This window comes from Rhodococcus sp. 05-340-2 (assembly GCF_002258915.1).
Taxonomy (GTDB): domain Bacteria; phylum Actinomycetota; class Actinomycetes; order Mycobacteriales; family Mycobacteriaceae; genus Rhodococcoides.
Map to the genome: position 1 here is coordinate 539,832 of NZ_NOYU01000006.1, position 11,099 is coordinate 550,930.

An 11,099-nucleotide genomic window follows, 5' to 3' on the forward strand; every position below is an offset into this window, starting at 1 on the left:
TCGGCCATGAACGTAGTCGTCCATGAGCGCCAGTTCCGATGCTGCGGCGGCGTTTATCGTCCGGCGCGCACCGAGAACGTCGGCGAGTGCACAGTGATCGTCCGCCATCCACGTCGACTCGCGTAGCCCCATGTCACCCCCCAGCGACGAAGAGTCGAACTCGTATTCGACCCGTTGCCGAGAAGTGTAGAACCGACCACCGACAAGTTCTGACGCTGATGGGCCTCGATGGAGGACGGTGTGTCTTCGCAGTGACGACTCCATCGGCCTGCGACGCCGCTACGCTCGGCAGCACGTGCAGGGCAATCCCGGAGGCGGCACAGTGAACACCTTTCAGAAGTCGGCAGCAGCGTTCAACAAGGTTTTTGTGGTCGTCATGAAGGCACCGGTACTCGACAGAGTGCTGGGGCGGTCGATGGGAATCCTGACCTACACCGGCCGAAAATCCGGCAAGGAGTTCTCACTGCCTGTGGCCTACAAGCGAACGGGCAATCACGTGAAAGTTGCGGTGGCCGTGCCGGACAAGAAGAACTGGTGGCGAAATTTCGAGAACGACGGCGGTCGAGTCGATGTCGACCTCGGCGGCGTCCATCATTCCGGCCTTGCCGTGGCGACTCGTGACGATCGTGGGCGAGTAACTGTCGACATCGACTTGGAGCGCTGAATACGTCGTAGCCGTGGGACGCTGACGAACCCTACGATGGCGCCATGAACTTTTTGATTCGGCTCGTGATCAACGCCGTTGCCATCTGGGTTGCCAAGGAATTCGTGGACGGCATCACTGTCACCAGCTCGGGGCGCGGCGATGGGTGGGACATCGTGGTGCTGCTCGGTATCGCGGCCGTGTTGACGGTCGTCAATGCGTTCATCAAGCCGCTGGTGCAGCTCATGTCGCTGCCACTGCTGATTCTGACTCTCGGGCTGTTCACTCTCGTGATCAACGCGTTGATGCTGTTGTTGACGGGTTGGCTGTCGTCGCAGACCGGCTACGGCCTCGAGATTGTCGGGTTTGCCGCGGCGTTCTGGGGCGCGATCATCATCTCGATCGTGAATTTTCTGCTGGGCGCGTTCGTTCCCGACAAGCGCTAGGCGAAGGCCAACGCCACGCCGGTGCTCGCGCCCCAGACGAGCATCGCCAGGCCCGAATCGCGCAGTGCAGGAATCAGCTCGAATCCGTGAGCTCCCTTGCGCACCGGGGAATTCGCGCGAGCGGCGAAGGGGAGCGCGAGCAGGCCGACCAGTGCCCATGGGGTGCGAGCGATCAGAGCGACGGTCATCGCGAACGGCACGACCAGTAGTGCGAGATGCAGGTAGCGGGTGCGGGCGTCGCCCAATCGCACTGCGAGAGTGAGCTTCCCGGATTCGGTGTCGGTGGGGATGTCGCGAAGGTTGTTGGCAACCAGGACTGCACTCGAGAACGATCCGACGGCCACCGCTGCCAGTACTCCCGCCCAGTCGATCGTCTCGGCCTGCACGAACTGGGTGCCGAGAACCGCAACGAGACCGAAGAACACGAACACGGCGATCTCACCGAAACCGCTGTAGCCGTACGGCTTCGAGCCGCCGGTGTAGTACCAGGCACCGGCGATGCAGACGAGTCCGACGATGACCAACCACCACGCGCTCGTCGCAGCCAGGACCAGTCCGGCCACTGCACCGACTGCGAAGCAACCGATGGCGGCTTTCTTGACGGCTCCGGCGGACGCGGCCTTCGAACCGACCAGCCTGAGGGGCCCGACTCGATCGTCGTCGGTGCCGCGGATTCCGTCGGAGTAGTCGTTGGCGAAGTTGACGCCGACGATCAGAGCCAACGAGACGATCAACGCCAGCAGCGCCTTCCACCACACTCCTCCGTCCAGCGACACGGCCGCACCGGTGCCGACGAGGACAGGGGCGATCGCGTTCGGGAGTGTGCGCGGTCGCGCACCTTCGATCCATTGCGCAGTGGTGGCCATGAGCGAGGATCTTTCCGTATCTGTCCGACGGGTGAGAACGCGGCCGGTCAGAACGGCAGGCGCGGCAATACCGGTAACGGGATGACGGGCATCTGAACGCCCGGAATCTGTGGCAGGGGCACGGTCGGGGCAGGCGGAGGTGCAGGCGGGTAGTAGTGCGGCTGCTGGTACTGCACGTAGGGCGAGGAATCGGCGGCAGCAGCCGGAGGCGCGGTGGTGGTCGGTGGGGGAGGTGGGATGTCGGGGATCGGTGACGATGTGGCCGTCGTGGTGCTGGAGGCCGCAGGCGTGGTGGTTCGCGGAACCGAATCACCGACGCTGGCGGGGGTGCTCAGCGGTTGACTCTCGTCGCTGGATCCGAGTGCGGTGAACAGTCCGATCGCGGCGATGACGCCTGCGATCGGTAGTGCGATCATGCCGAGTCGCGCGAGTGCTGGACGGTGCGAGACGAGGGGCGGCACGTGGGTCGCATCGACATGGGTGGCATGCACTGCGGCACCACCGGCGACGACCAGCTCGGGCCTGTCCGGGACGATGACCGGCAGCTGCAGGAAGCGTTCGAGGGTGGCCCGGACCAACGGAACGTTGGACGTCCCGCCGATGGCGATGACGGCGTCGGGATAGAACTCGGCTTCGCGACCGAGTCGGCGCACCGTCTCGGCGGCCTCCTCGGTGGAGCGTGCAATCGACAGCTCGAAGATGTGGCGCTCGAGGAGGATGTGCTCGCCATCGGGTGTGCTGGTGGTCAGGTGCGAGGACAGTGCTTCCTTGATTCCGCGGCAGAAGGCCGTCAGCGCACTGTCTTCGTCCGGAGATTGGGGCGGACGCACTATGCCGAGACCGAGTATGTGTTCCCGGACCACTGCATCGAAGGAGGCACCGCTGATGGCCGTGGATCGCGCCGAACCGTAGGAGCGGCCGGACTCGACGTCCACGATGTCGACGTCGACTCCGGTTTCGCCTGCGTCGAACAACGCGATCGTTCGGTGGTGGGAGGGGAGCCCTGGGCGTAGGTACTCCATTGCCGCGCCGGTCTTGTCGATGAGGTGGACGTCGGAGACGTACTCCTCGGCCAGCGCGTCGGCGATCTCGGTGCGTTCCTCGGGGGTGCGATAGGCGACGCCGAGTGATTGGGGCGCGTCCGGACTGTCGACGACGCCGCGGACGACGCGCGCGACGTCGGATGCCGTAGGGGAGAGCTGCCAGTCGTCGAACGGGGTGCCGTCGGTCCATGCGCCGTCTTCGGTGGTCCGCGCCGTGCGAATGCCGCACGTGCCCAGGGACACACCCACTGACGAACGCATCGCTTCTCCGGCCTCTCCATTTCGGTGACGGTGTTCAGGTATGAAGAACTCGCCCTCATGGCAGGCGACGTGAACACTGTACCGTCTCGCGGTTTGGTTAGAGGCTCGAAACAATCCGAACGCCAGGTCGAGGGGGTCCCATCATCGGCCTACGATCTGGTGGCAGTGCCCAACGACATCGCGCATCCTCGAACGAAGCACCTCACCAGCGACTTCCCGGTGGTGGGGATCCTCGGCGACGTCGCGACCCGAATCGACAGCGATCTCGTTCCGGTACCGGGTGCGCGGGCGCAGGCCCTGCTGGTGGCCTTGGCGCTGGTGCCGGGGCGCATGCGGTCGGCGCAGGTCCTCATCGACGAGGTGTGGCAGGACGAGCCTCCCCGTTCGCCGAAGAACGCTCTGCAGACGCAGATCTCTCGGCTGCGTTCTGTGTTGCCCACGGGCGTTCTCGAGAGCGATCGCGGCGGCTATCGGTTGGCTCTCGATACCGAGGAGACCGACCTCGGCCGCGCGCGTGTCCTCACCCGTGCGGCCGAGGCTCGACTCGCTTCTGCGCAGTGGCAGGACGCCCTCGACGGCGCGCTCGACGCCCTGAGCCTGTGGCGAGGGGAGCCGCCGGAATCTGTCCGAGTACAGGCCGAACTGCTCGAGGCGGCGCTCAGGTCCGTACAGATCTCGGCGCTACTGGGGTTGCGCCGTTTCGATGACGCAATCCCGCTCGCACAGGCGAGAGTCGCCGCAGATCCAAGCGACGAACTCGCCACCGCCGACCTCATGCGTGCAATGCACGGCGCAGGCAGATCCAACGATGCCCTGACGGTGTTCGCGGCGTTGCGAACCGAACTCGCCGAACGTCTGGGAACCGACCCCTCGCCGGCCGTGACCGCGGTGAACACCGAAATTCTGGGACAGACCGCACCGAAGATGCTGCAGATCATCGGTCTGCGTGCCGCACCGAACGCACTCATCGGACGAGGCGACGACGTCGACGCGATCGAGGAACTGCTCGGCAGTTCTCGTGTCGTCACTGTCCTAGGCCCCGGCGGTGCGGGTAAGACGCGGATCGCACACGAGCTCGGTCGCCGCGCTGCGGCCCACATGTCGGTGGCGTTCGTCGAACTGGCTTCGCTGCGCAGCGAGGAGGATGTCGCCTCGGCGATCGGAGCGACCCTCGGGCTCACCGAGGCCGACGTCAAGGTCGGTGGGCTTCAGGTCACCCGGATCCATTCGATTCGGGAACGACTGGTCGATGTCTTCTCGACGCGGCGGGGATTGCTGATTCTCGACAATTGCGAGCACGTGATCGACGAGGTCGCGGTGGTGGTCGACGCCCTGGTGGCGTCGACCGACGCGGTGACGGTGCTGGCGACGTCGCGTTCCCCGATGGGGATCACGGCCGAGTCGGTCTTCCCCCTGCCGTCGTTGGGTGTCACCGGCTCGAATTCGCCTGCGACGGAACTGTTCTGTATCAGGGCGCGGGCGGTCCGGCCGTCGGCGCGCCTCGAACCCGACGCCGTGGCCCGACTGTGCCGTACGTTGGACGGCTTGCCGTTGGCGATCGAACTGGCTGCGGCGCGGGTCAAGTCGATGAGCGTCGAGGAGATCGACGCGAGGCTCGACCGTCGCTTCACGCTGCTGCGATCGGCGGATCGAACCAGGCCGGAACGGCATCGGACGTTGCATGCCGTCATCGACTGGAGCTGGAATCTGCTCGACGCCACCGAGCAGGCGGCGCTGCGTCGACTGTGTCGACTTCCGGCGGGATTCGATCTCGACGCCGCGAGGCAGGTGGCGCAATGGGCTGCAGTGGAGGATGTTTCGGTTGCGCTCGACGGTCTGGTGAATCAGTCCATGCTCAGCGTTGTCGAGACGCCGATCGGTATTCGGTACCACATGCTCGAGACAGTGCGCGAGTACGGCGAGGAGCAACTCGACGCCAGTGGCGAGGCCGAAGCCGTCGCAGTTCGGCTGCGCGAGTGGTCGACATCGGTCGCGGTTCGAGTATCCGCCGGCTACTCCGGTGGGCACCCGGCCGAGATGGTCGCGCTCATGGAAGCCGAACACGACAACCTGCTGTCGGTGATGAGACACTCGTTCGGGCAACAGTTCTCGGACAACGTGTGCACGTTGTTCTCGGTACTGGGCTATTTCTGGGCCATGCGTGGGGCGCATTCGGAGGTGCTCAACTGGGCAGACAGAGTGCAGGCCAGCATGCGTGACGGGATGCTCGGCACGCCCGACGACAATGCCGCGATGGCCCTGCTGGTGCTGGCGGCGCACTACGCCTACGGCGGAAATCTGCGTCGGATAGCTCGCATCAGGGTGGACCTCCGGCACCTGTTGCACAGTCGGGCGGGGATATCGCCGGGGCTGCGCTTCAACTCGGAGGTTCTGGTCCACCACGCCGGGGGTCGGGGTGTGGCCCGCAAGCTGGCCCTTGCCATTCGATCCGAACACGACGACGTTCGCTGCAACGCGTACGTCGTTCGCTCGATGCTGGCTCAGAACTCGGGCCGCCTGTACGAGTCGATCCGAGACGGCGAGCAGGCGCTCGTCATCGCACGGCGTCGGGGCGACCTGTGGGCCGTCGGCTCGACAGCGCAGACGCTGGCCAGCTCGTACGGGCTGTCGGGCGACTACGCACGGGCCGTGGAGTACTACCGAATCTCGGCCGACGTCATGTGGGAGATGCACGCTTTCGAGGAGAGCGTGCAGACGCGCACTTTTCTTGCGATGGCGTTGATCGGGGCCGGTCGTGTCGACGAGGGACGCGGATTGATCGACGAGTTGGAAGCCGTGGCGCACGGGCAGGAGATCACCCTCGATCCACCCTCGGACAACGACATCGGTGCCCGCTGGGATCGCGCTCAGCAGCGGTCGAGTTCCGCGTCGCTGACGGCGGCGCGGGCTGCGGCGGATCTCGAGGACGGTGCCGTCGAGCTGGGTCTCGAGGGTTTTCGCGGCGCACTGGCGTTGGGTGGGTGGCCGTCGGAGGATCCGAGTGATCCGTTCATGACCATTCTGGTGTGTGCAGCCGTCGGTGCGCACGTTCTGCACGGTCGTGCCGAGGACGTGGCCGATGCAGTGGCGGCGTTGACGCGCAAGCCGTGGAATGTGTTGGTGCCGGGCGGTTTCTACGACATCCCGATGCTCGGCGCGGTTGCGTGTGCGGTGGGTTCGTTCGAGATTCACAGGGGAGACCGGGCATTGGGGGTGCAGTTGTCGGCGGTGTCGAAGAAGGCGGTGGGTCGGCAGGACTTCCCGACGATGCAGATCGATCGGCATCTGAGAGCGGCCCGAGCGATTGCCGGTGACCGCGAGGTCGATGCCGGGCTCGCTCGGGCCGCTGAATTCACCAGAAGTGGTGCGCTGCAAGAGATTCTGCGGTTGCTCGCGCTGGTCTAGGCCTTGCGCATGTACATTCTGACGGTCAGTGGGGCGAAGATCGCGACGATGACTGCGGCTCCGACGAGTGAGTACACGACGTGAATACCGAAGTGCCCGTTGTTCGCCAGCTCTCGGACCGCCGTCACCAGGTGTGAGACGGGATTGACATCGGCGAAGGCGCGCAGCCAGCTCGGCATCGTGCTGGTGTCGACGAAGGCGTTGGACAGGAACGTCAGTGGGAACAACACCAGCATCGAGATGCCCTGGACCGAGGAAGCTTTGCTCATCAGGGTGCCCAGGAGCGCGAAGATCCAGCTGATCGCCCAGGCGCAGAACATCACCAGCAGCACCGCCCCGAGGAGACCGAGTGCTCCGCCCGCCGGGTGATAGCCCATCGCGAATCCGGTGAGAAAGCAGACGACCGCGGCGATGAGATAGCGGATGACGTCGGCCATCAATGCGCCTGCAAGCGGGGAGATTCGAGCGATCGGGAGTGATCGAAAGCGGTCGAAGACACCCTTGTCCATGTCTTCTCGCAGCTGGGTGCCGGTGACGACGGAACCGGTGATGACTGTCTGGACAAGAATTCCCGGCACGATCATCGGTAGGTAGGAGCTCACGTCTCCGGCGATCGCGCCGCCGAAGATGTAGCTGAACATCAACGTGAAGATGATCGGCAGCAGCACCACATCGGTGAGTTGTTCCGGATTGTGGCGGAGCTTGAGCAGTCCGCGATATCCCATCGTGGCGGACTGTGCGGCGGTGCGGGCCAGGCCGATGTGTCGCACGACAGGTCGGTCGGCGGGGTCGATGTACGTCGACGCTCGTGGGGTGAGGGTGGTTGTCATGCTGCGTCCTCGTCTGCGTTCTTGCCGGTGAGAGTCAGGAAGACCTCGTCCAGGCTGGGTTTGGTGACGGTGATTTCAGTGACGTCGATTCCGAAGTCGCGCAGTCGAATCAAGATGTCGGGGGTCATCGACGTGTCGGTCATCGGTGCGGTGAGACGAGCAGACTCGGGGCTGACGGACACCTCGACGCCCAGCTGCTCGGCAACCAACACTCGGGCGTCGTCGATCCGGTGTCGGTCGGTCAGAGTCAGTGCGAGAGCGGATGTACCCACCGACGACTTGAGCCCGTCGGCGGTGTCGTCGGCGATGACGCGGCCGTGGTCGATGACGGCGATTCGATCGCACAGTTGGTCGGCCTCGTCCAGATACTGGGTGGTGAGAAGGACGGTCGAGCCCTCGGCGACGAGGCGTCGGATGGTGTCCCACATCTGCGCTCGGGTGCGGGGGTCGAGCCCGGTGGTCGGCTCGTCGAGAAACAGCAGCGGTGGTGCCGAGATGAGGCTCGCTGCCAGATCGAGGCGTCGACGCATGCCGCCGGAGAACATCTTCAACGGTCTCGACGCCGCCTCGGTCAGCCCGAATTCCTCGAGGAGTTCGACGGCCTTGGCTTTGCTCTCGCGGCGACCGAGCCCGAGTAGTCGGGAGAAGACGACGAGATTCTCGGTCGCGGTGAGGTCCTCGTCGACCGATGCGTACTGGCCGGTGACGCCGACGAGCGACCGGACGGCGGTGGCGTCGGCGACGACATCGTGGCCGAAGACGCGGGCCGAGCCTCCGTCGGGTCTCAGGAGAGTGGCGAGCATGCTCACCGTTGTGGTCTTGCCCGCGCCGTTCGGTCCGAGGACGCCGTACACCGCCCCGGTGGGAACGGTCAGGCTGACGCCGTCGACTGCGCGGTGCTTACCGAATGTCTTGACGAGGTTCTGGGCCTCGATTGCTGGTGTGGTCATGGGGCCAACGATCGCCCCGGGCGCTTGCACGACGCGTACGTCGCGCTTGCGTCCGCTGTCCGGCCAGGTCAGGTCAGGTCAGAGTGGGAGTGAAGTCTCCGTGAGGCCGACGCCACCGGTGCCGCGTAGCTTTCTGAACCATTCGGTGCCGAACGCGGTGGCGAGGTCCTCCAGAGGCATCTGCAGAAACGGTCCGAAGTCGCCGACCTGTGTTTCGTGGGCTTCCATTGCTGCCCGTTTGGCGTCCATCACGCTGGACACGTCGACCACCGTCGTGATCTCGGTTTCCGGCAGACCGAACGTCTCCATGTCCGGCGGTGACGCTTCCTCGCCCCAGTGCGGATTGGCCTCCATCAACTTGCGCATGTGATCGCGGTTGGTGGTGGTCTCGTAGACGAATGGAGTCTCGGCGATCTCGGTCGCGCGCTTGCCGACGACGTGAACCTGGATGTGGTCCGGATGACCGTAGCCACCGTTCGGGTCGTAGATGGTCACGACATCGGCGTGCTCCTCGCGGAGGACGTCGGCCAGGCGTTGGGCTGCGGCGTCGACGTCGACGTTGCAGAACGCGTCCGGGTTCGCGTTCTCCGGAGTACCGGCCATTCCGGAATCGGCGTAGTGCAGCCGCACGATGCGGGAGACTCCGAGAACGGCGGCCGAACGATCCAGCTCGACGCGTCTGCGCTCGGCCAGTGTCTCGCCGTCGGTGAGGATTCCGTCGGGGTACTCGCCGAGGGCACCGTCGGTGGCGGTGACCAGGACGACGCGGTGGCCTGCGTCGGCTGCGAGACGCATCACGCCACCGGTGCCGAACACTTCGTCGTCGGGATGTGCGTGGAAGCAGACCAGAACACTCATGTGGTGAATGCTTGCATGTCGAAGAGGGTGCGGCCCAGTCGGCGGGCAAATACGATCTGCGGATGACCACACAGCGGTCGGCCGCGATTCGTTCTCATTGGCAGGATTCACGGGCGGATCGGTACTGCCGCGCACTGCATCCAGTCGGGATTTTCTTTGCTCTGGTGTTCTTCGCGCTGTCGATGACTCCGTCACTGCTGCCCAGAGCCTGGTATCTGCAGGCGGTGGCCACGGGAATCAGCGTCGCGATCGGATACGGCGTCGGATGCCTCATCGCGTGGGTGGTTCGGATCTGTGGGGTGTCACCGAACTGGTCCGAGCAGTGGCGTCGCCGCGGGTGGTGGGCGTTGGCCGTTGCCGCGGCGGTGACGATTCCGCTGTTCCTGATCTTGGGGTCGTGGTGGCAGCAGATCGTCCGCAAGCTCGTCGGTGTCGAGGATCCCGGCAGGCCGCTGTACATCGCGGTGCTGGTGGTGTCCGTGGTGGTTGCCGTGGCCGTGCTCGCGTTGGGTCGTCTGCTGCGGCGGGCATCTCAGGCGTTGACGCGGTGGGGCAAGCAGTACGTCCCGAAACCGGTCGCGAGGATCGCCAGCGTGGTCGTCGTAGCCCTGTTGGTGGTGTTCGCCGTCAACGGCGCGTTGATTCGCGGCATCGTGGCGGTCGCGGAGAGTTCGGCCTCGACTGCAGACCGCGGCAACCACGAGGGCGTCGAGAAGCCCACCGCGGCCGAGCTGTCGGGTTCGGACGCGTCCAACGAGGAGTGGGATTCCCTGGGGCAGGAGGGTCGACGCTTCGTCGTGTCCGGGGTATCGCCGGACGAGATCAGTGAGTTCACCGGAAGGCCTGCGGTGCAACCGATCCGTGCCTACGCGGGCGTGGAGTCCGCGGACACCGTCGAGGGCGTGGCCGAGCGAGTGGTGGCAGAACTCGAACGCACGGGTGCGTTCTCCCGCGCTGTCCTGGGCGTCGCGACCACCACCGGACGGGGGTGGGTGAACGAGAACGTCGCTCGCCCTTTGGAATACCTGTACGACGGCAATTCGGCGATCGCGTCGATGCAGTACTCGTTCCTGCCGAGCCCGATGGCGTTTCTGGCCGACCGCCAGACTCCACAGGATGCCGGACGGGCTCTCTTCGAGGCGGTGTACGAGGTGTGGAGCGAGCTCCCCGAGGATTCGCGACCGAAGCTGGTGCTGTTCGGCGAGAGCCTCGGTGCCTACGGCGGACAGGATGCGTTCAGCGGCGCGCAGGACATGATCGCGCGCATCGACGGTGCCCTGTGGGTCGGTAATCCCAACTTCACGCCGCAGTGGGCGCGCATCACCGGTGGGCGCGACGCCGGATCCCGCGAGATCCTGCCTGTCATCGACGGCGGCGAGCACGTTCGTTTCGCCAGCTCGTCCGGTGACCTCGACATCGGCGGGCAATGGGACGAGCCCCGAATCGTGTACTGGCAGCACGCATCCGATCCCATCGTGTGGTGGTCTCCGGATCTGATACTGAACCGGCCAGACTGGCTACGAGAAACCCGTGGTGCCGACGTCGATCCAGGCGTGCAGTGGTTCCCGTTCGTGACCTTCTGGCAGTTGACGTTCGATCAGGTGTTCTCCACCGACGTCGACGACGGCCACGGCCACAGCTACGGAGCCGACGCGGTGAACATGTGGGCAGACATCCTCCAGCCGCCGGGCTGGACGGATGCGGACGTCGAGCGGTTGTACGAGGAAATGGCGGGCTGAGGCGTCGGCCGATCGGTTGTCCGCCCACCACCTCCGCCCACCCGCCTCCGCCCCGCTC

General features: G+C 65.4%; 9 protein-coding genes. 4 read left to right on the forward strand and 5 right to left on the reverse strand.

Annotated elements, in window-relative coordinates:
* Nucleotides 1-238 precede the first annotated feature (238 nt).
* Nucleotides 239-664, forward strand: coding sequence for a nitroreductase/quinone reductase family protein (locus tag CH271_RS04125; protein WP_256986216.1), 426 nt, complete (start codon nt 239-241; stop codon nt 662-664).
* 44 nt (nt 665-708) lie between these two features.
* Entirely contained in the window at nt 709-1,089 is a 381-nt protein-coding gene (locus tag CH271_RS04130) for a phage holin family protein (protein WP_037187032.1), read from the forward strand.
* Here the strand turns inward: CH271_RS04130 and CH271_RS04135 are convergent.
* Nucleotides 1,086-1,955: a 1,4-dihydroxy-2-naphthoate polyprenyltransferase gene (locus CH271_RS04135; RefSeq protein ID WP_094632717.1), complete on the reverse strand. Its 870-nt coding sequence runs from the start codon at nt 1,953-1,955 to the stop codon at nt 1,086-1,088. The genes CH271_RS04130 and CH271_RS04135 overlap by 4 nt on opposite strands.
* Nucleotides 1,956-2,002: 47 nt before the next feature.
* Nucleotides 2,003-3,259 carry an Hsp70 family protein gene (locus tag CH271_RS04140; RefSeq protein WP_143546002.1) on the reverse strand — a complete coding sequence of 419 codons (1,257 nt, stop codon included), beginning with the start codon at nt 3,257-3,259 and terminating at the stop codon, nt 2,003-2,005.
* 159 nt (nt 3,260-3,418) lie between these two features.
* Between CH271_RS04140 and CH271_RS04145 the strand changes: the two genes are divergently transcribed.
* Entirely contained in the window at nt 3,419-6,664 is a 3,246-nt protein-coding gene (locus CH271_RS04145; protein ID WP_256986217.1) for a BTAD domain-containing putative transcriptional regulator, read from the forward strand.
* Here CH271_RS04145 and CH271_RS04150 read toward each other — a convergent pair.
* The 3 genes from CH271_RS04150 to CH271_RS04160 all read right to left on the reverse strand — a co-directional run bounded on the left by CH271_RS04150 (nt 6,661) and on the right by CH271_RS04160 (nt 9,302).
* A complete protein-coding gene (locus CH271_RS04150) occupies nt 6,661-7,494 on the reverse strand; it encodes an ABC transporter permease (RefSeq protein WP_094632720.1) in 834 nt (277 codons plus the stop codon). The genes CH271_RS04145 and CH271_RS04150 overlap by 4 nt on opposite strands.
* Nucleotides 7,491-8,444, reverse strand: a complete 954-nt coding sequence (locus tag CH271_RS04155) for a daunorubicin resistance protein DrrA family ABC transporter ATP-binding protein (protein WP_037187039.1) — start codon at nt 8,442-8,444, stop codon at nt 7,491-7,493. The genes CH271_RS04150 and CH271_RS04155 overlap by 4 nt, the downstream gene beginning before the upstream one ends.
* Before the next feature lie 78 nt (nt 8,445-8,522).
* On the reverse strand, nt 8,523-9,302 hold the full coding sequence (locus CH271_RS04160; protein WP_037187041.1) for a PIG-L family deacetylase: 780 nt from the start codon (nt 9,300-9,302) through the stop codon (nt 8,523-8,525).
* A gap of 62 nt (nt 9,303-9,364) precedes the next feature.
* Here CH271_RS04160 and CH271_RS04165 point away from each other — a divergent pair, with 62 nt between their 5' ends.
* Nucleotides 9,365-11,041, forward strand: a complete 1,677-nt coding sequence (locus CH271_RS04165; RefSeq protein WP_179274752.1) for an alpha/beta hydrolase — start codon at nt 9,365-9,367, stop codon at nt 11,039-11,041.
* The last annotated feature ends 58 nt before the right edge of the window (nt 11,042-11,099 follow it).

What these genes read in the sequence shown, in the direction of transcription:
- CH271_RS04130 (WP_037187032.1), top strand. Translation starts at nt 709, where the DNA reads ATGAACTTTTTGATTCGGCTCGTGATCAACGCCGTTGCCATCTGGGTT.
- CH271_RS04135 (WP_094632717.1), bottom strand. Translation starts at nt 1,955, where the DNA reads ATGGCCACCACTGCGCAATGGATCGAAGGTGCGCGACCGCGCACACTC.
- CH271_RS04140 (WP_143546002.1), bottom strand. Translation starts at nt 3,259, where the DNA reads ATGCGTTCGTCAGTGGGTGTGTCCCTGGGCACGTGCGGCATTCGCACG.
- CH271_RS04150 (WP_094632720.1), bottom strand. Translation starts at nt 7,494, where the DNA reads ATGACAACCACCCTCACCCCACGAGCGTCGACGTACATCGACCCCGCC.
- CH271_RS04155 (WP_037187039.1), bottom strand. Translation starts at nt 8,444, where the DNA reads ATGACCACACCAGCAATCGAGGCCCAGAACCTCGTCAAGACATTCGGT.
- CH271_RS04160 (WP_037187041.1), bottom strand. Translation starts at nt 9,302, where the DNA reads ATGAGTGTTCTGGTCTGCTTCCACGCACATCCCGACGACGAAGTGTTC.
- CH271_RS04165 (WP_179274752.1), top strand. Translation starts at nt 9,365, where the DNA reads ATGACCACACAGCGGTCGGCCGCGATTCGTTCTCATTGGCAGGATTCA.